Source organism: Thermostichus sp. OS-CIW-20 (assembly GCF_054061455.1).
The window spans coordinates 32,094-51,302 of the sequence record NZ_JBSSEF010000017.1; the positions used below are offsets into that span (position 1 = coordinate 32,094).

Genomic DNA, 19,209 nt, shown 5'->3' on the forward strand with positions numbered 1-19,209 from the left:
GAATGGGCGCAGATAGCCTGGATGAAGTGAGAAGACCGGTTAAGCCCAGAGGAGCAGTGGTTTTATGGAGTTTTCCCAACTGCAGGTGCTGGTGGAGCAAGCCCTGGAAGATAAGAAGTTAACCCGCAGCGAGGTGGATCAAATCATCGCCGCCATCCGGGCCGATGGCAAAATCTCCCCGGAAGAGATGAGCTTGCTGGAGTCCATTCGCGAGAAGGTGCTGCGCCGGGAAATTCAGGTGGTGGAAGAGTGAGGGGCCGGGATCCCTTTTTGCAGGTAGAGGGTAATTTCGCTGCGGTTGTGAAACAGGTGGCGCGCCCTCACCACCGGGAAGGCGCTGCCCAAGATGTCTAGGGTCTGGCGGAGCACCCGCAGGCGATGCTGGTGGGGGAGCTTTAGGGTCATCACGGCTGCCCCCTGCGGCTCCAGATGAGGGGCAAAAGCCGCCATCAGATGGGCAGAGGCACGGCCATCCATGCGCATGTCGTTGAGGATGAGGTGAAACTGACCTGGACAGCGGGCCAGATAGGCTTGGGCGCTGAGGCGATGGTGACAAATGCCGGCATCGTGGCGGAGGCGCTCGTCCAGCTCCGCCGGATCCACAGCCGTCACCTGCTGGCCATGCAGGCGCAAAATGCGCGACCAGCCCCCCGGCGCTGCCCCCAGATCCAAGGCCCGTCCCCCTGGTTGCAAAGGGACGCGAAACACCTGGATGGCCTCCAGCAGCTTAAACTCCGCTCGGCTGATCTGGTCGGGATCGCGGCGAAAGCGGTGGACGCCGCCGGCCCAGGTGGAGAGGTTTTGCGCCGCCAGCGACAGGCCCAGCCAAGCCCGGAGCCCTGTCGAGCTGGCCAGGAGCACCACCGAGATCACCTGCTGGGGATCCTTGACCTGCAGAGGGGATCCCACCGTCGCCATCACCTGTTCGGCCAGGGCTGCGTTAACCTGGAAGGGCTTGACGTTGAGCTTGCCAAACCGGCGCGTCTGTACCGAAAAGCTGAGGGCAGGGTCGATGGCCGCCAAGAGGTTTTGATCGAGGCGCAGCAGGGAGATCTCGTCGAGCTGTCGCTCTTGGTGGATGGGGCAGATGTGGCGCAAAAAAATGGGCGGGTTAGCCTGCCAGGCCTGGGCAAGGTCGGCAAACGAGCGCTGGCTGCACACCCGCACTAGGCCAGGTGCCTCCGGCAAAGGCTGAAAGACGGCCTCGGGATCCGCTGCCGCAATTTCCCGCCTCGCCAGATCCAGAAAATCGGGGTCGGCGCTGCCCAGCCACAGGTGAGTAGTGGGGGGAAGAAACCTGCTCACCTGACCCGCTGCCATCGCAAATAGGGCAAGGAAGCAGCTACCTCTTGAATCCGCTCCCGGGCGGCCAGCAATTGTCCGGTGGCATCCCACGTCCCCTGCACCAGCATCTGCCAGGCCCCCTGTGGGATCTCGACAGCAGCGGTTCTATCCTCCCAGCACACCTGTTTGTTGAGCACATCCAGCGTCAACCGGAGCTGTGGATTCTCGGCCACCGCCCCTTGCAGGGTTTGGATCACGCTGGCGGGCGCCGTGACGCAGGGGATCCCCAAGGCCAGGCAGTTGCCGAAAAAGATCTCGGCAAAGCTTTCGCCGACGAGGGCGCGGATCCCCCACTTGGCCAGGGCTTGGGGGGCGTGCTCCCGGCTGGAGCCACAGCCAAAGTTGGCGTTGACCAGCAAGATCTCTGCCCCCTGGTACTGAGGCAGGTCAAAGGGATGCTGGCCGGGATTCTGGGCCCGGTCGTCGGCAAATACATGCTGGCCCAAGCCCTCAAAGGTAACGCACTTCAAGAAACGGGCCGGGATAATCCGGTCAGTGTCGATGTCGTTGCCCACCAGCGGGATCCCGCGGCCCGTGATGGTCAAAACTTCGCTTGGCATGGGAATTGCAGTGACCTTCTGGACTCAAAAGCTGGGAATTGGCTTCAGAGTTTTGCAGGGTATAGCCTGGGATCCCTTGCCCAACTCTGCTTGGCCGAGGGGGCAAGCCAAGCGCCAGAAACGAACCATCCAGCTCGGCTAGCGGCGGTAAACTTGGTTTTCCAGGTTGCGCACCTGCCGCTCCAGCCGATCCAGCCGCCCGCGCAGCTCGTCCATTTCCGATTGGCGAGGAACACCCAAATCCTGCAGGACGTTGCGCACCTGCCGCTGCACGTAAGACTCCAGGTTGCTCTGCTCGGATTTCACCTGGTTGAGCAGGTTGTTGATGACGTTGGAGGCCTCTTCTGGCTTGAGCTGACCTTTCTGCACCAGCTCGTCAGCAGCCTTTTTCAACTGCTCCGCGAGGAGAGCGGTGGTGCCCACGCCCATTAGTAAGAGCTGACGTAAGATACTGTTATTGTCCAACGCTGCCCTCCAGAGAATGCTTGCCGAAGGTACGGGCTTCTATGACTACCTATTCTCCTCAGTTTGCCCTCAACTTCGCAACCGGGTCGGCCAGCTTCCCGCTTTCGGCAGAGGGGGCGCGGGAGTGGCACAGGGCTTTGCAAACCCTTGTGGAGCGGCTCAAAGTGGGGGCAAGCGGCCCCCAACGCCAGCCCCAGGCGCCGATTGAGTTTCACCATGCCGCCCCAAACTTGTACCTGGAGATGTTCTGCAATCCCAATATCTGGCCCGGCCCCCACGCCGCCAAGGTGTTAGTAATGTTGAAAACAGGGGCATTGCACCTTTCTATTGAAGTGGAGTTCTCCCGCCTGCAAGAAGACCTCAGCCAATATCTGGAGTCTCTGAGATGAGCGAAGGCCGACACGCTTTGGGCGAGGAGCCGGCGGTTATTGCAGTAACGGAGCTGCTGGTTGAGCCGCCAGGTGGGATCCCTGGCCAGATGGAGACCGTTTCTCTCACTTGGCACGATCGCCAGCACTCTCGGCAGCGGCTGGTGAGCGACTGAGGCAGGGAAATCCAGTTGATGCTGCCACCCATCTCCACGAGGAGGATCTGCTCTCCGCGGATGCGCAGCGACACATTCCAGTCGAGGCCCAAGATGGCATTTTCTGCCTAGAAGCGGTAAAAAAGGCTGGAAAAAGCAGGTAAGTGTGAGCTGTTTAGAACCCCAGAGGGTTGGCTCATCAACGCCGACGCCCATGCGGCGACGAATACGAAGTAACGGCAACCTTTGGACTTTGTCTGTGGAAAGTCAGCAGAGGCGCTTTGACAACGCCTTTAAGAGTCTGTTTCCGGGCTGCTTGAAAATCCCCGCCACTTAAGGCCGGAAGTGTCAAAACGGGTTATCGTATCAAGGGGATCCCTGTGTGGGGAAACAATCTGGGCTGCTCTCCCTTGGTAAAGATTGCCATGCATTCGAGCGAGTCTTTTCGACGCACCAAAATTGTTGCCACTATCGGCCCTGCCAGCTCCAACCCCGCCATCCTAAGGGAAATGATCCTGCAAGGGGCAACCACCCTTCGCCTCAACTTCTCCCATGGGGATCACGACCTGCACCGCCGCAACATCCGCCTCATCCGCCAAACCGCTATGGACCTCGGCATCCAGGTCGCCATTTTGCAAGACCTGCAGGGGCCCAAAATTCGCCTCGGCAAGTTCGCCGAAGGCTCGATCACCCTTAGGAGCGGGGATCCCTTCGTGTTGACCAGCAAGCCCATTTTGGGATCCCAGGAGCGCAGTTGGGTCACCTACGACAAGCTAGCCCAAGAGGTGCCGGAAGGGGCGACGATCCTCCTCGACGACGGTCGGGTGGAGATGCGGGTGGAGGCGGTGGATCCCGAGGCGGGGGAGCTCTTCTGCCGCACCATTGTCGGCGGCACCCTCTCCGACAACAAGGGGGTGAACTTCCCCGGCGTGCGACTCAGCATCCGCGCCGTTACCGAAAAAGACAAAGAAGACCTCTACTTCGGCCTCAACCAAGGGGTGGACTGGGTGGCCCTCAGCTTTGTGCGGGATCCCTCGGATGTGCTGGAGCTGCGGGAACTGATGGCCGCTGTCGGCAAGCGGGTTCCTATCATTGTCAAGATCGAAAAACACGAGGCCATCCAACAACTGCCCCAGATCCTGGCCCTCAGCGACGGGGTAATGGTGGCGCGGGGAGATCTGGGCGTAGAGCTGCCGGCGGAAGAGGTGCCGATTTTGCAGAAGCGGATCATTGCCATGGCCAACTGCCTGGGGATCCCGGTGATCACCGCTACCCAAATGCTGGACAGCATGGCCCACAGCCCTCGTCCCACTCGGGCCGAGATCTCGGATGTGGCCAATGCTATTTTGGACGGCACCGATGCCGTCATGCTCTCCAACGAGACGGCGGTAGGCAAATATCCCGTCGAGGCGGTGGCGACCATGGCCCGCATTGCTGTGCGCATCGAACGGGATTACTTCAGCCCGATCTATGTCGATCGCCGCCAACACCTGCGCACCCTCACCCTGCAGGAGCTGAGTCAAAATAACGGCAGCCCCGGCGGCAATGGCTCGCCCCGGCCCAAAACCCTGGTCACCGACTCAATCAGCCGCGCCGTAGGGGAGATTGCCCAGGAGTTGGATGCGGTGGCGGTGATGACCCTGACCAAAACCGGGGCTACGGCTCGCAATGTCTCCCGGTTTCGCCCGCGCACCCCGATCTTGGCTGTAACTCCTCATGTAGAGGTGGCGCGGCAACTGCAGTTGGTGTGGGGGGTACGGCCCTTGTTGGTCATGGATTTGCCTACCACCCGCCAGACCTTTCAGGCCGCCATCAACGTGGCTCAGGAAGAAGGCTTGCTTAAGGATGGCGACTTGGTGGTGCTCAGCGCCGGCACTTTGCCAGGCGTATCCGGCTCCACCGATCTGATTAAGGTAGAGGTAGTCAAGGCAGTGGTGGCCAAAGGCAGAGGGTTTGGCAAAGGCACTGTCAGCGGCCCGGCCCGCATCCTCAGATCTAGCCTCGATGCCAGCAAGATCACTGCCGGCGACATCCTGGTTGCTCGCGCTACCGATGCCAACTATGTGGAGGCGATCAAACAGGCGGCCGGGGTGATCACCGAAGAAGATGGGGCCTCCTCCCATGCGGCGGTGATCGGTCTGCGGTTAGGGGTGCCGGTGCTGGTGGGAGTTAAGGATGCTACGCGCCTCATCCGCGACGGCGCCATCGTCACCCTAGACCCAGAAAAAGGCACGGTGACCTCAGGAGCAGATGGGCTGGGCTTTTAGAGGGTTTTGCGGTCATTTCAGACAAGTTTGAGACCGTCTCCCAGTTCCTCTCTCCCCGGGAAAGGGAAGGCAGGGATCCGCGCAATGAGCAGTTTCACTGCCGTTTGACGCTTCAAGATACTCTCTCAGGGCTCTGCGCCGACAAGGATTTATCAAAGCCCATCAAGCTGATAACCTTTGCAAATAGTTGCACAGAATCCTTCACAAACGGGTCGCTGGCAGAAGTCCCAAGTTAGATTTCCTACAGGAGGCCGGTGACCATAGCAGAGGGCAGAGCCAGGGTTTGCCACCCTCACTTTGGTTCAGTTTGACTCGCAGGATCCCTAGGTCGTGTTGATCTTATGTTAGGATAGAGAGAATAATTTATAGATGAAAGAGGATGAAGTTGGTTTTTTTAGATGAAAACAAATGGCAGAAGATATTGGCTTTTTTACAGACAGAAGAGAGAGTTAACATTGGGAAAGAAGCAAACTGCAAACAGTTTATTGAAGCAGTTCTTTGGATAGCCCGTTCCGGTGCTCCTTGGCGCTACCTCCCAGAAGGATATGGCAAATGGTACACCATCTATCAAAGATTCCACCGGTGGAGTCGTTTTGGAGTGTGGGAACGGATGTTCAAGTATTTTATTGACGACCCTGATTTAGAGCATCTCATTATTGATTCAACCATGGTTCGAGCGCACTCCTGTGCTGCCGGAAAAAAGGGGAGCAAGCTTTGGGGAGAAGCCGAGGGGGATACAGCACCAAGATTCATGTGAGTGTAGATGGGTTGGGAAATCCGCTGGAATTGAGAATAACTGGCGGAGAAAAGAGCGATATTACTCAAGGGGAAGAATTGATAGAGGGCTGGCAGAGAAAGGATACCAAAGTAATTGGGGATAAAGGATATGATGCGGATAAGTTGATTGAGAAGATAGGGGAAGCTCAAGCGGTTATTCCGCCTAAAAGGAATAGAAAGACGCAGCGGCATTATGACAAGCATCTGTATAAAGATAGGCATTTAATCGAATGCTTTTTTCATAAGTTAAAGCAGTACCGGCATCTATTTTCTCGTTTTGACAAATTGGCCAGGAACTTCTTGAGTTTTCTCTATCTCGTCAGTGCTCTCTTTTGGCTCAAATGAAAGATCAACACAACCTAGGAAGTTATCCACCGTTTCAAGCCCATCGCCGAAGTTCCCGAGCTAACCCGCGAGACCTATGTGCCGCGGGCCTCTACCCCTTTGCTAGATGCCATGGGTCGCGGCATCACCGACTTGGAAAGCGGCCTCAGCCAACTCGCTGAAGCAGATCGCCCTGCGAGGGTGGTTATGGTGGTGGTAACCGATGGCCAAGAGAACGCCAGCCGCGAGTTCCGCAAAGAGCAAGTCAAGAAGATGATCAAAGAAAAAACAGAGAAAGACGGCTGGCAGTTTGTTTTCTTGAGCGCCGATCTGGCTGCCATCCGCGATGCCAAGGCCGTCGGCGTCGCTCCCGTCGCCTCCCTGTTGTACCAGAAGTCCGGCTTGGGCAGCAAATTAGCCTGGGCTTCCCTTGCGATGCGCCTCTCCGACTACCGCTCAGCTCGTCTTCACAGTTTGATGTTCCTCGAAGAAGATCGCCAGCATCCCGACGACCCGAACAAGAAGAAGAAGAATAACAAGAGCTGATCCCTTACCGGTGCAACTTGCCGAGATCCTGGCCACGCTCCAACCCCCCGTATACGGGGGCAGGGGGGCGGGGCTCCTGCGGTTTCTAGCTGAAAGGGATCCTCACCTTCAAAGCTTCCCGCATCTGGGTTGAGACGAACCCACCCCAGAAGGTGGTTGTCGACGGAGAAGTGGTGGGCACAACCCCCGTCCAGATCGAGGTGCATCGCGCCGCCTGTGCGGAAACCCAACTCCGCCGAAAAGCTCGCCATCTTCTGGGTGAGACGGGTTTCGCCGAGCCTGACCCTGCTGAGCGCAACCGTGGGCCTGGGCGGGATCCTCGGCTCGGCTCTGGTCCTCTGGGGACTGACTCTGGCTTTGCAAGGACTGGCGCCCTCCAGTCAAGCCATCGATGCATGGATTTTGCAATGGCTGCAGCGGGCCAGCCCTTGGCTGGATCCCTTGGCTTGGGTGGGGTGGGGGTTAGGGCATCCGATTGGGCTGGTGGGTTTGACCGCCTGGGGATGGGTTTTGCTCTGGCGCAGCCAACAAAGACGGACGGCTTGGGGACTGTTGGTTGCAGCCTTAGGAGCTGCCGTGATCGCCGGGATCCTGCAGCCTACCTTTTCTCGCCCCCGCCCAGATCTTTGGGATCCCATCCTGTCGGAGTGGACAGGTCATCGCAGCAACGGTAATCTACGGCCTTTTGGGCTATCTGGTGGCAAGCTATTATCCTGCTCAGCGGCGCTGGTTCGCTGGAGGAGTGCTGGGGATCCTATTCTTCATCGGTTTCAGCCGGGCCGACTGGGGGTTGAATTGGCCCAGCGATCTGCTGGCGGGGTATAGCCTGGGGGCTTTGTGGTTCATCTTTTGCCTCACCCTTCTGCGGATTCAGTGGATGCGCCAGACAAATGGCCGCGGCCAAGCAAGGTAGTGCATAGGTACAGAATCCTCCGGTTGCGATATACTACCCAGATAAGGCCCTTTGCCGGTTAGTTGCAGCCTCTGGCCAAAAGCTTTTGGGATGGGTCAGCGGATCTCGGAAAAGGGCTGTTATCTCTTGTATCTCAGCGCCCCAAATATCCTATGACTGCTACTTTTGTTCACACACCTTTGGCGCAAACCCTTCTGACCCGTCCTTCCTGGGTTCGGGATTCCATGCTGGTGTTGGGGGGAAGTTTGTTGGTAGCGGCCCTGGCGCAGGTGCGGATCCCTTTGCCCTTTACGCCAGTATCCATCACCGGACAAACCTTCGGCGTGATGCTGGTGGGGGCAGGCTTTGGGTCGAGGTTGGGCTTTCTCGCCTTGCTGCTGTACCTGCTGGAGGGGCTTTTGGGGTTGCCCTTCTTCAACGGCGGCGGCTCCGGGCTCAGCCACCTAACCGGACCGACAGGGGGCTACTTGCTGGCCTTTCCCCTGGCCGCAGGGCTGATGGGCTGGTTTGTGGAGCGCTGGGGGGTGGATCGCAGCCCTTGGAAGATGGCCGCGTCCATGCTCTCCTGCTCGGTTTTGATCTACGTCTTGGGAGCCACCTGGCTGGGGGTGTGGCTGAACGAGAATGTCGGCCCCACTTCCGTCTTGGCCGTGCTCACCAAAGGCGTGTTCCCCTTTATCCCCGGCGATCTGCTGAAGTGTGTGCTAGCAGCAGCCCTGCTGCCCACCACTTGGCGCTGGCTGGGGCGGGAGACAGCGGATCCCAAGTCGTCCTCAAGCTAGGGCTTGCCCAACAGCAGCCCGATCGGTGTAGGGCCAGCCTCCCGAAAATCTAAAAAAAAAATGATATCTGCCGCAGTTTGGCCTTTTTTCTGAGATTCTAGTGACTGTGATCAAAACGGTGTTTAAAGCAACAGATTCAATGGAGCGCTTCCCTATATTGCTCTAGAGTTTTATAAGTCGCTGAGCGACAAGCCCCTTTATGGGGCTTTTTTTATCGGCTTTATAAAAAAGGTGGGATAGGGCTGACCCTGACTTGCTATAGCCAATTTGGCTGAGGGTGGAACGCTGTTAGAGATAAGATGGTATGGAGCAGACTCCAAGAGGCAACTCCACGAGCCACAGCCCAGACTTAGGAGAGAGTTGTAGGGTATGTTAAGGAAGGGGACAGCCCGACAATAGCCGCATAGATTTACGAAGTCAGTCGTTAACGGTTTATCGCTGGCTGAGCCGAGAAAACCTAAGACCAACAGTTTTCAAGACACGGAAGTAAAAGATGGACTGCCCTAAAAGAACATGTGGAGCAGTAGATCAGAGGATAGAGCCAAGCTGTTCAACCCAGTGCTACAGCCTAATTAAGGGGTACAGTAGCAACACTTAGCAAGCCAACCCTATCAAAAGCCAGAAACTGGATCACCGTTTCCTGGGTGGCCTGGCCGTAGCGCTGGTAAAACAGCTCCTGATCCCCGGTGGTGTAGAGGAAAACCTGAAGGGCAATCTGGAAGCGGAGATCACCGTTTTGGATGCCCTTTTACTCAAGTAAGTTGATCAACACTCACGTCACCGGAATGGCCAAGAACACCGCCAACAAGCCGGCCACAGTACCGCTCACAAACAAAGAGAAAAACATGATCACAGGGTTGATATTGACGGATCCCTGCATCACGCAAAGCAGGAGTAAGCTCTCTTCTACTTGTTGTAGGGAGATACAAATTACTGGATAGAGAGCCATACGCTCTGTGATAAGACAATATGAGCAATTAGGCTAGTCCCAATAGTGGCTCCAATACCTGGAATTAAATCAAATAAACCTGTAATCATCGATGAGGTTAGAGCTGAAGGGATCCGAAGTACTAAAAACACTGGAAAAGCTGAAATAGCGAAGAAAAGCGACAACACGGCTCAACCCCAGAAAAATCCCAAAAATTCCGCCGCACACTTTCAGTAATTCGAGCTTTCCACTCCTCTGGGAACGGCTTTAGAAATAAGCTCCACAGTCGCTTTCCATCCAGCAGGATAACAATTTAAAAACAGGTTTACTAAACCGAAGACCAAGCTGCGCAAAGTCAACACGTCAGGGCCCAGTAGGCCTGTCGAAAAGGCTTCGGGCAAGCTTCTGAGCAACAAAATCCCCGCGGCCTAGCCAGCGCAAGTTAGCCTGGGCATTTAGTTGGGGATCTCGATCGTGACATTGGCCAACTGCACATCGTCATAGTCCACCCAAGCCCCACCGTCCTGGCCGATTGTGTCAGTCCCCAGCGGCACAAAGATATCCAGGGATCCACCCAAAAGAGGGATACTGATCCGGGATCCGCCGGCGATCCTGCCAGGCTGGATCACCGTTTTGCCAGTGCGCAAGGTAACCGTATTCAGCCCCAGGCGCAGATGCTCTAGTGGCAGAGGGATGCGCAGGTCGTCTCCCCCCAAGTGGATTTGCTCCACCTCCACTCCGTTTAAAAGCACTCGCATGGGAGACATATTGGCGCCGGGAATGCGGGACTGGCCGGCCCGATAGGCAGCGGCAGTATCCAACCCAATCAGGGATCCAAGCCGCAAAACCGGTGGGCGAGGCGGCAGGCGGTCTAGGCTGAAGGAGCGGGTCATCTCCACCCCTTGGGCAGGCGCCAGAAATTGCCCGGCAGCCGCCGACTTTGGAGAATATTGGTTATCGCCCAGGCGGATGACATTGGCCTCCAGCACCAGCGTGGCGTTGGGATCCCAGCGCTCCAACTGCAACTGCCAAGGCCGATCCCCGCCGGTCTGTCCGTTGCCTGTGCTCTGGGAATAGGGCAAATAGTTCTCCAGCCGCGCCACCAAAATTTCTTCTGCCGGCAGCGGCCCCGGCAGGCGAAACCGCCCTTGGGCATCGGTGCGCACCGAAATCCCTGCCCCCGGAATGGCCACCTCCACCCCGGCCAAAGGCTGCCCTGTCAGGCGATCCACCACCTGCCCAGAGTAGGCCGAGTCCAACTGCACCTGGCCGGTGGGTGCATCTGTGGCCGCCTGAATGCGCTGCTGCAACACCTGCCAATCGGCTTCTGTAATCCGCCCATCCTGATCGACATCGGCAGCCCGGATCTGGTCGTCGGTCAACTCCCGTTCTCCCCGCAAATAGGCCCCCAACAGGTTGAGATCCTGCACCGTCAAACGACCATCCCCATCCAGATCGCCTGCTTGAAAGGGCTGCGCTTGGGCAGAAGACAGGTCTATCCAACCCAGAGCCAGGGATCCCAGCAACAAGAGAGAACGGGCTAAACAGGAGACCCTAGACATCACAACTCTCCTGGGGAAAGAGCCGAAAGGCACTCTTTATGTCCTTATGTTTTAACGCAATTACTCCCCCACAGCAGGGTTGGCCGAGCCGGTGCGAAGTACTCTTAAACGCAATTTTGCTCGCCCGCCTTTGGCTGCAGGAGCCGAAAACTTGGTGGTAGGATAACCGTGGTGACTTGCTTCTCCTATGGCTCGATACTCCTGCGTTACCCAGCTCATGGGCTCAGCCGAGCAGTTAAGCGAAGCGATTCGCGCTGTCTTGGAGCGTTGCCAGCTTACTGTCCTACACAACAGCCCTGACTACTGGGTGGCCGGCGAGCCGCCTGGAAAAAATCCCTACGCCAAACTGGTGACGGTAGAGGTGTTTGTGGATCGCACCCGCCAAGCCGCTGACGGATCTGTACAGGTCACCTGCATCGCCAAAAACGAAGAGCTGCCCCTGAGAAGCGTCAACCATTGCCAACAAACCTTTGACCAATTGAGGACAGAGCTAGCCCAGTTGCAAGCTCAGCTGCAGCTTGCTGCTCGACAAAAAGAGGCCATAGAATAGCGAAGCTGAGTTCCCTTGGATCTCATGGCACGTCGCTGCCAACTGACCAACAAAAAACGCAACAACGCTTTCGCCATCTCCCACTCCCACCGGCGTACCAAGCGTCTGCAGGAGGTTAACCTGCAGTGGAAACGCATCTGGTGGGAGGAGGGCAAGCGGTTTGTTCGTTTGCGCCTTTCCACCAAGGCACTGAAAACCCTCAAGGCCAAAGGGATAGGGGCCATGGCCCGCGAAGCTGGAATCGACCTCAACCAATTTTGAGGGATCATCCGCTGCCTTGACCTCTTGAAAACCGATCTGCTGGGGCTGGCGCAAGAGTGGCCCTGGCTACAGTTCACAGCAATCCAAACAGTTTGCGTGACTTGGGCTGGAGCCCCGCCAGCAGAGTGTTGAGGGTGTCCCGCTGAGTAAGCTCGTTGGTGCCGCTCACGCGTTCGATCAAGAACTTGCGCATTTCGTCCGAGAGCTTGGCGTCGGTAAAGTCGGCGCCGACAAAGCTGGCCCCTTCAATTTGGGCCTCTTGGAGGTTGGCCCCCACCAGGAGGGCTTGGTCAAAGTTGGCATTCTGCAACTGGCAACTGGATAGGATGGCCTGGGAGAGGTTGCAGCGAAAGAGGTTGGCTTGGCGAAAGTCGGCGGCAAAAAAGTTGCCTTCCGTTAGGTTGGCAGCCACCAAGCTGGCCTCGCGAAAGATGGAATGGCTGAAGTGTCCCCCCTGAAAGCTGCTTTTGTCCAGCTTGGCAGCGGTGAAGTTGCTGTAGTCTCCCAGGGCTTGACTGAAGCTGGATCCCCGGAGATCGGAGGCAGCGAAGTTGGCCCGCTCCAGCTCGGCACGGCGAAAGTTGCATAACCGCAGATCTGCCTGCTGCATACTGAGCGAGCGCAGGTTGGCCCGCGTCAAGTTGGCCTTGGGCATCTGGATGCGGTCGAACAGGCCCCGCGAGAGGTAGGCGCCTTCGAGGTTGGCACCCAGCAGGGAGCGCCCTTCTCGCAGGGCTGCTAGCAAGTCCCGCGTGGTTTCAATGCGAACCGGCTCGGAGGGTTGGGGAGAAGGAACACTCACAGACAGACCATTCCTCACAGGCGAGCCAGAAACCTGGTCAACCTGGCCGAAACACTGAGGTCTAACAGGGATCTCATCTAACTAAGCTAACGTTTGCTTCGCTGGTCAGGGTTAAGGGGATGTTAAAGACGGCTCTGCATCGGTTTAACTTCCTGCCCGGAGCAATCCGCTCCAATTTGTTGCATACTCAGGGCAGCTTTTCGTTGCTCAAACCATTCATGCAGGTAGCTTTCATTGTCGATCCGTTGTCTCAGTTGCAGGTGGGCCACGACACCAGCGTTGCCCTAATGGAGGCGCTGCAGAAACGAGGCCACCGCATTTTTTGCCTTGGATTGGCCGACCTCTACTGGGATCAAGGGGAAACCTGGGGATCCGTTGAGGAGATTGTGTTGGATCTAGGAGCGGATCCCTGGTACGAAGTCAAAGAACGGCGTTTGTTGCCCTTGAGCCAGATGCAAGCCGTATGGATGCGCAAGGATCCGCCGGTGGACGCGGCCTATCTCTACGCCACCTACCTTCTGGATCATCTCTCCCCCCGCCGCACCCTAGTGCTCAACCATCCTGCCGGGATCCGCTCCGCCAACGAAAAGCTCTATGCTTTGCGGTTTAAAGAGTGGATCCCGCGTACCTGCGTCAGCAGCAGCAAGGCCTTGCTCCGCCAATTCATCGAGCAGGTGGGGCAGGCGGTGCTCAAGCCCCTGGGCGGCAAGGGTGGGGAAGGGATCCTGCGGGTCAATGCCGGCGATCCAAACCTCAATTCCTTGATCGAGCTGAGCACTCAGTTTGGCCGGCTGCCCGTGATGGTGCAAGAGTATTTGCCGCAGGCAGCAGCGGGAGATAAGCGCATTTTGCTGCTGGAGGGCGAGCCTTTGGGCGCCGTCAATCGCATCCCTGGGGAGGGGGATTTCCGTGGCAATGTGGCCGCTGGGGGTCGGGTGGAGAAAACCGAGATTGCTGAAAAAGAACGGGCCCTCTGCGCGGCTTTGGCGCCAGTGCTGCGGCAGGAGAAACTCTATTTTGTTGGAATTGATGTCATCGGGGAACGGCTGACAGAGATTAACGTCACCAGCCCAACTATGCTGCGGGAGATCTGCCAGTTAGAAGGGGTTGATCTGGCCGATCAAGTGGCCCAGTGGCTGGAGAAGAAAGTGCCCATCAAAGCGTAAACTGCCCCACGCCCTCTTCCGAGGAATCTGGGCATTATCCAACAGATACCCTCTCCAGTCACTTTCCCCCTTTGAGCTCCCTCGCAAGAGCATCGATGCTACAGCCTGTTAAAAATAGGGTACAGGTATTCAAGAGGCAGGAGAGGAGGGGATGCCAACCCATTCTTTGGATTGACGGCAAAGAGTTGTGACAGCTTATCAGGCAGGTAAGACCTCTATCCGCTTCCGAAGTGGGTTTGCTAAGTGTTGCTACTGTACCTCTTGATTCTTTAGCAGGCTGTACCTCAAGCTCTGGGGGAAGTTACGCCTGGGGTCTGCCGGGGCTGGGCGACCAGCTAGGTAGGAGTCGCTGAAGCACAGACAAAAGTTCCCTTTTGCCCGCTGTTGTCTAAGTCTTTTAGAGCGGCATCTCCCAGTGCAGCTCGACGTAGGTATGGCCTTCCGGAGTGTGGGTGCGATGCCAGGAGCCCTTGGGCAGGTAGCGGGCAATGGTATTCATGGCTTTGCTGCCATAGCCGCCACCGGGGCTGGGGGCGTATTCTACGCCGTCATTGATGACCGACAAGCAGCAGTGGCGCTCCTTTTGCACCAAGGACACCTTGACGAAGGAGGCGTTGCCCTTGGGAGGTTGCACATGGGCGATGACATTGCCGATGGCCTCTCGCAAAAAGCGCAAGATGTCCTCCCGTTGGTCGAACCACTCGCCGGTATTGGGCTCCTCCAGAGGTTGTAGGTGGCGCTCCACAGGCAAGGTCAGGCTGCCCGTCCGAATCAGCTCGTCCAGATAGGTGTCGATGCCCCGGTGCAAGCCCTCCCGCAAGCTGGGGGAAATGCGCAGCTTGGTGGCCAGGGTGCGCACATCGTTAAGCTGCTCGCGAATGCCTCGCCCGATCCTTTCCAGTTGTTCCAGCAGACGATCGTAAATGGCAGGATCGGGATCCTTACCCTGCTGCTGTTGCCATTGCAAGCTCTCCAGCTCGTCCATCACCACCTTCAGCTCCTGCAGCTCGCGATCGTGAATGTCGGTGGCAATGCGGTAGAGCAGCTTGCGGGCTTGGTCGATAGCAGCCTCTTGTTCGGCCCGGCGCAGGCGCTCCAGTTCCTGTTGCTGGGCCAAGAGCCGCTCCTGGTTCTCCAAGATTACCAAGGTCAGAAGCAGGCTCACCCCCGTTAGACCGACGGCCAAAGCCGGCAAGGTCAGCGGCCAAATCCAACGCCACAGCAAAAATTGGGTCACGGCCCACCCTTCATAAGCAACCAGCCCCACCACTGGCCAGAGGAGAGAGCGCTGTTGTTTCCAGTCCCAGCAATTCCGTCGCGGGGAGGGGCGATAGAGCACCCAGATCAGGCCCGTTCCCGCCCCCAGCAGGAAGACAACTCCCGCCGCTAGCCCTGCCGGCAGGGATCGGTACACCTCTCCGGTGAGCAGGCTCGAGAGGATTTGCGCCTGCAGCTCGACTGCCGCAATCTGGGATCCATCCGCCGTCCGCACCGGGAAGGTCTCCGGGTAGCCGCCCACAAAGCCGACCAGGACAATTTTGTCTCGCAGTTGGTCGGCAACTTTGGGGTCGAGGGGCGGGATCCCTTCTTGGCCGCGGCAGGCTTGGCCGGGGCTGAGCGTCGGGGAGCCGGATCCCGTCTGGGAGATCAGCGGCGGACAGACCCGTTCGATGGGGATGATGGGGATGCTGTGCTGAGAGCCAAGGGGATTGAACTGAAACGGCTGTAAGCCCCGCTTGCGAAACCAGCGGCTAGCCTTCTCCGGGTCGTACTTGGCAAAAGCCAGAGCCTCCACCGAGGCGAACATCTGCTCCTCCTGGCTGTCGCGGCGTAGGTAGAGCCCCCGCAACTGGGCCTGGCGTAGGATCCCGGTTCTGTCGACTCGGTGTTGCACCACCCCCTGAACATGCTCTGGCGGCACCAAATACTCAAGGCGCAAGGACGAAAAAGGCAAGAAGTGGTTGTAGATGTTGATCTCGGAGCGTCCAAAGCTCTCGCTGCTGCGGGTGGCCAAAACCAAGCGATCCGGGTAGCGCTGCACCACCTGACGCAGGGGAGCATCTAGGTTCTCGTTGCCCAGATTCTGCGGCACCACAAAGCTGCTGGGCAGGTTCAGCACCACCACCCTGGCTTCGGCCTCTTCCAGAAGGCGCAAGGTCAGGCCGGCGTAGTTAGCCCGTTCCAAGAGAAAGTCAACATTATGCTGGCCATCACCACTTTCTCCCTGCTCATCAATGCGGCCATCGATGCCGAGGATCACCACCTCCGGGGAAGGTTGCTGAGGGCCGCGCCAAGCATAGAGCCATTCCTGGGCGTCGCTCTCCAGCCGCAGCAACAAAGGGTGCTGGGCAGAAAGGTTGAGCAAGGTGGCCCACCCCAGGCCCCAAGCCAAGGCCCAGCCCAGTCGCCGCCGGGAGGGAGACAGTCGCCTCTGAGGGCCACGCTCTTGGCCAGCAAGAAGGGGAGAAGCGAGATTCGGCATGTTGAGGCCAACAGGTTGAAGAGCGCCTCCTCTGCCATCTTGGCCGCTGACAACGGCTGGCGAGGGGATCCCTGCCCACCCAGTTGCTGGGGAAAAACCGCAGCTTCAGGGGTGATGGTTGCGCACCCGCGCCGCCTCCTCAGGACTAATGCCGAGACGGGTGAGGTTAACGCGGCCCTTGTGGTCGATGCTGCGCACCTTGACCACCACCTCATCTGCTACGGCAATTTCATCCTCCACCCTGCTGACGCGGTACTCCGCCAGTTGCGAGATGTGGATCATGCCCTCTTTGCCCGGCAAGAACTCCACAAAGGCGCCGATAGGAATGATGCGGGTCACCTTGCCCAGGTACACCTGCCCCTCTTCCACCCGCCGCACCAGGTTTTCGATCATCGCCCGAGCCGCTTCTGCCTGGCCGCCCACCGAGGAGGACACGGTGATCGTGCCATCGTCGCTGATGTCCACCTTGGCTCCTGTCGCTTCGGTGATGCTGCGCACCATCTTGCCGCCAGGGCCGATGATCTTGCCGATATCTTCCGGATCCACCTTGAACGTGAGCAGACGAGGGGCTGTTTTGGCCAACTGGGGCCGAGGCGCCGGGAGAACCTCCAGCATTTTGTCAAGGATGTAGTCCCGCCCGGCCTTGGCCTGCAGGAGGGCTTTCTCCACCACATCCACGGTGATGCCGGTAATTTTCATGTCCATCTGCAAAGCGGTGATCCCGGCCCGCGTGCCGGCCACCTTGAAGTCCATATCCCCCAAAAAGTCCTCGATGCCCTGGATGTCGGTGAGGATGCGCACCTCGTCCCCTTCCTTAATTAAGCCCATGGCTACGCCGCTGACCGGCGCTTTGATCGGCACCCCGGCATCCATCAAAGACAGGGTAGAGCCACAGACTGAGGCCATCGAGGTGGAGCCATTGGAGGAGAGCACCTCTGAGACCACCCGCACCACGTAGGGAAACTCCTCCTCCTTGGGCAGCACCGGCACCAAGGCCCGCTCCGCCAGCGCCCCATGGCCGATCTCCCGCCGTCCCGGCGAGCGCGAGGGCCGCACTTCTCCCACGGAAAAGCCGGGGAAGTTATAGTGGTGCATGTAACGCTTCTCGTCCACTGGGTGCAGATCGTCCAGCTCCTGGGCATCACCAGGGGTGCCGAGGGTGGTGATGGAAAGGACTTGGGTGAGGCCGCGGTTGAACAGAGCGCTGCCGTGTACCCGTGGGATCAAGCCCACCCGACAAGAGACTGGTCGCACCTCGTCCAGCTTGCGCCCATCCACCCGCACCCCCTCCTGCAAGATCTGCTGGCGCATCAGCTTCTTGGTCAAAGCCTTGAACTGGTTGTCCAATTCCTTGGGATTTTCCAGCAGATACAGCCGCAAGGGATCCCCCTCTGGCCGTGCCTGGATCTGGGCCTCTAGCTTGGCCTTGATCGCCTCCAGTTGTTGCTCGCGGCTGGTCTTATCCAGGAACTGCCTGAGGACGGAGCGAATCTCCTCCTGGGCGTGTTCTGCCACAAAGGCAACCAGCTCCTCATTTTGAGGGGGCGGGGGCAGCTCCACAGGGGTGATGTTGAGATCGGCGAAAACTTGCTGTTGGGCCTTGAGCAGCTCTTGAACGGCCTCGAAACCAAACTCAATGGCCTCGACCACGTCCTTTTCCGGCAGTTGGTTGGCGCCGGCCTCCACCATGATTACGCCGTCGGCACAGCCAGCCACCACCAAATCCAGATCGCCGGCCTCGATCTCGGCATAGGTGGGGTTGATGATGAACTCATCTTTAACCAAGCCGACCCGCACCGCCGCCACCGGGCCGTTGAAGGGGATGCGAGCGCTGTGGATGGCCAGCGAGGCCCCCAAAATACACAACACATCGGGCGGCACCTTGTCGTCCACCGAGAGGGTGGTGGCCACGATTTGCACATCGTCCCGCAGCCATTCTGGGAACAAAGGCCGCAGGGGCCGGTCTATAAGACGAGAGATCAGGGTGGCCCGCTCCGGTGGCCGACCTTCCCGCCGCAAGTAGCCTCCTGGGATCCGCCCGGCAGCGTAGAGCCGCTCCTCATAGTCCACCAGCAAAGGCAAGAAATCGACACCGGCACGACCGGCTTGTCGCGTAGCCGTGACCAAGACCGAAGTTTCCCCAGAAGTCAACCAGACTCCGCAACCTGCCTGGGGAGCCATCAACCCAATATTGATGTCAATTTCCCGCCCGTAAAAGGAAATCGACCGAGTATATTCCGCCATGTAACGCTTCGCCTTCTTTTTTCTTGCCGCTATCGTAGCATTCTCTTTTTGCTTTGTTCTCTGGTGGGAGAGAGTTGGGGCGTCGCCAAAAACTGTTCTTCTGGCTCTGGCCAGGGAGCTGCAGCAAGGCTAGGGTAGGCCAGATGCTCGCTTGCCGCCAACCCAACCGCCTCCCGTGCTGATGCTAGAGCCGCTGACGCCTGCCCAAATCAGGGCCTACCTGGAGCGCATTGGCTACGTCGGCCCCACCCAGCTCACCCCGCAAACCCTGCGCCAGATCCACCTGGCCCACCTGCTGCGGGTGCCGTTTGAAAATCTGGATATTCACTGGGGTCGCCCCATTCGCCTGGAGCGGGATTTTTTGTTCCAAAAAATCGTCCGAGAGCGGCGGGGCGGCTTTTGCTTTGAGCTGAACAGCCTGCTGGCCGCTGCTCTGCAGGGGATGGGGTTTTCGGTCCATCTGCTCTCGGGACAGGTGAGCCGGGCCGTTCACGCTACTCGGACGGAGCCTGATGGCCACTTTGGCCCCGAATGCGACCATCTGGCCCTGCAGGTGAACTGCGGCAATGAGGCGTGACATCCTCTCCCGCTAAGCCCTGACGGGCTGTAGACGGGAGTTTCCGAGAATCACTTCCCGGAGTTGCTGCTTCAACGGACTGGTAAACCAGGATCCTCCACAGCCAGAGAGCGGCAGTCCCACCGCCCCCCTATAT

Annotated in this window: 20 protein-coding genes; 12 read left to right on the plus strand and 8 right to left on the minus strand. The window is 58.4% G+C overall.

Annotation, left to right across the window (positions count from 1 at the left end):
- The first annotated feature begins 64 nt into the window (after positions 1-64).
- Positions 65-253: a hypothetical protein gene (locus tag ACVWXC_RS07750; RefSeq protein WP_011431012.1), complete on the plus strand. Its 189-nt coding sequence runs from the start codon at positions 65-67 to the stop codon at positions 251-253.
- Here ACVWXC_RS07750 and ACVWXC_RS07755 read toward each other — a convergent pair.
- The 3 genes from ACVWXC_RS07755 to ACVWXC_RS07765 all read right to left on the minus strand — a co-directional run bounded on the left by ACVWXC_RS07755 (position 235) and on the right by ACVWXC_RS07765 (position 2,369).
- On the minus strand, positions 235-1,305 hold the full coding sequence (locus ACVWXC_RS07755; RefSeq protein ID WP_011431013.1) for an SAM-dependent methyltransferase: 1,071 nt from the start codon (positions 1,303-1,305) through the stop codon (positions 235-237). The genes ACVWXC_RS07750 and ACVWXC_RS07755 overlap by 19 nt on opposite strands.
- The gene (leuD, locus tag ACVWXC_RS07760) at positions 1,302-1,904 is read right to left on the minus strand and encodes a 3-isopropylmalate dehydratase small subunit (protein WP_041438503.1); all 603 of its coding nucleotides are present in this window, start codon (positions 1,902-1,904) and stop codon (positions 1,302-1,304) included. Before leuD ends, ACVWXC_RS07755 begins: the two co-directional genes overlap by 4 nt.
- Before the next feature lie 138 nt (positions 1,905-2,042).
- Entirely contained in the window at positions 2,043-2,369 is a 327-nt protein-coding gene (locus ACVWXC_RS07765) for a phasin family protein (protein WP_011431016.1), read from the minus strand.
- Between the two features lie 41 nt (positions 2,370-2,410).
- On the opposite strand from ACVWXC_RS07765, the gene ACVWXC_RS07770 reads away from it, so the two are divergent.
- The 7 genes from ACVWXC_RS07770 to ACVWXC_RS07800 all read left to right on the plus strand — a co-directional run bounded on the left by ACVWXC_RS07770 (position 2,411) and on the right by ACVWXC_RS07800 (position 8,501).
- Entirely contained in the window at positions 2,411-2,758 is a 348-nt protein-coding gene (locus ACVWXC_RS07770; RefSeq protein WP_457391925.1) for a hypothetical protein, read from the plus strand.
- A complete protein-coding gene (locus tag ACVWXC_RS07775; protein ID WP_011431018.1) occupies positions 2,755-2,913 on the plus strand; it encodes an urease accessory protein UreE in 159 nt (52 codons plus the stop codon). The genes ACVWXC_RS07770 and ACVWXC_RS07775 overlap by 4 nt, the downstream gene beginning before the upstream one ends.
- Positions 2,914-3,317: 404 nt before the next feature.
- Positions 3,318-5,159, plus strand: coding sequence for a pyruvate kinase (pyk, locus tag ACVWXC_RS07780; RefSeq protein ID WP_011431019.1), 1,842 nt, complete (start codon positions 3,318-3,320; stop codon positions 5,157-5,159).
- A gap of 379 nt (positions 5,160-5,538) precedes the next feature.
- A protein-coding gene (locus tag ACVWXC_RS07785; RefSeq protein WP_457391927.1) for an IS5-like element ISSoc13 family transposase occupies positions 5,539-6,281 on the plus strand; the annotation gives its coding sequence in 2 pieces (ribosomal slippage) (positions 5,539-5,857 and positions 5,857-6,281; 744 coding nt in all).
- 111 nt (positions 6,282-6,392) lie between these two features.
- On the plus strand, positions 6,393-6,806 hold the full coding sequence (locus tag ACVWXC_RS07790; protein WP_457391929.1) for a hypothetical protein: 414 nt from the start codon (positions 6,393-6,395) through the stop codon (positions 6,804-6,806).
- A gap of 697 nt (positions 6,807-7,503) precedes the next feature.
- Entirely contained in the window at positions 7,504-7,719 is a 216-nt protein-coding gene (locus ACVWXC_RS07795) for a phosphatase PAP2 family protein (protein WP_414390416.1), read from the plus strand.
- A 152-nt stretch (positions 7,720-7,871) separates the two neighbouring features.
- Positions 7,872-8,501 (plus strand): biotin transporter BioY, encoded by a 630-nt coding sequence (locus tag ACVWXC_RS07800; protein ID WP_457391931.1) that lies wholly within the window; start codon positions 7,872-7,874, stop codon positions 8,499-8,501.
- Positions 8,502-9,273: 772 nt separating this feature from the next.
- Here ACVWXC_RS07800 and ACVWXC_RS07805 read toward each other — a convergent pair.
- Positions 9,274-9,450 (minus strand): hypothetical protein, encoded by a 177-nt coding sequence (locus tag ACVWXC_RS07805; RefSeq protein ID WP_457391933.1) that lies wholly within the window; start codon positions 9,448-9,450, stop codon positions 9,274-9,276.
- A 434-nt stretch (positions 9,451-9,884) separates the two neighbouring features.
- Positions 9,885-10,991, minus strand: coding sequence for a dockerin type I domain-containing protein (locus tag ACVWXC_RS07810; protein WP_099812909.1), 1,107 nt, complete (start codon positions 10,989-10,991; stop codon positions 9,885-9,887).
- Positions 10,992-11,178: 187 nt separating this feature from the next.
- Between ACVWXC_RS07810 and ACVWXC_RS07815 the strand changes: the two genes are divergently transcribed.
- Entirely contained in the window at positions 11,179-11,541 is a 363-nt protein-coding gene (locus ACVWXC_RS07815) for a hypothetical protein (protein ID WP_011431025.1), read from the plus strand.
- Positions 11,542-11,565: 24 nt separating this feature from the next.
- A complete protein-coding gene (rpmB, locus tag ACVWXC_RS07820; protein ID WP_011431026.1) occupies positions 11,566-11,802 on the plus strand; it encodes a 50S ribosomal protein L28 in 237 nt (78 codons plus the stop codon).
- A gap of 73 nt (positions 11,803-11,875) precedes the next feature.
- Here the strand turns inward: rpmB and ACVWXC_RS07825 are convergent, their stop codons facing one another.
- Positions 11,876-12,604, minus strand: coding sequence for a pentapeptide repeat-containing protein (locus ACVWXC_RS07825; RefSeq protein ID WP_414401401.1), 729 nt, complete (start codon positions 12,602-12,604; stop codon positions 11,876-11,878).
- A 218-nt stretch (positions 12,605-12,822) separates the two neighbouring features.
- On the opposite strand from ACVWXC_RS07825, the gene gshB reads away from it, so the two are divergent.
- Positions 12,823-13,770, plus strand: a complete 948-nt coding sequence (gshB, locus tag ACVWXC_RS07830) for a glutathione synthase (RefSeq protein ID WP_457391943.1) — start codon at positions 12,823-12,825, stop codon at positions 13,768-13,770.
- Positions 13,771-14,167: 397 nt separating this feature from the next.
- Here gshB and ACVWXC_RS07835 read toward each other — a convergent pair whose 3' ends face one another.
- The gene (locus ACVWXC_RS07835; RefSeq protein WP_457391938.1) at positions 14,168-16,252 is read right to left on the minus strand and encodes a CHASE2 domain-containing protein; all 2,085 of its coding nucleotides are present in this window, start codon (positions 16,250-16,252) and stop codon (positions 14,168-14,170) included.
- Positions 16,253-16,357: 105 nt separating this feature from the next.
- Positions 16,358-18,496, minus strand: coding sequence for a polyribonucleotide nucleotidyltransferase (locus ACVWXC_RS07840; protein ID WP_011431030.1), 2,139 nt, complete (start codon positions 18,494-18,496; stop codon positions 16,358-16,360).
- A gap of 151 nt (positions 18,497-18,647) precedes the next feature.
- Between ACVWXC_RS07840 and ACVWXC_RS07845 the strand changes: the two genes are divergently transcribed.
- Positions 18,648-19,073: an arylamine N-acetyltransferase family protein gene (locus tag ACVWXC_RS07845; protein ID WP_011431031.1), complete on the plus strand. Its 426-nt coding sequence runs from the start codon at positions 18,648-18,650 to the stop codon at positions 19,071-19,073.
- Positions 19,074-19,209 lie beyond the last annotated feature (136 nt).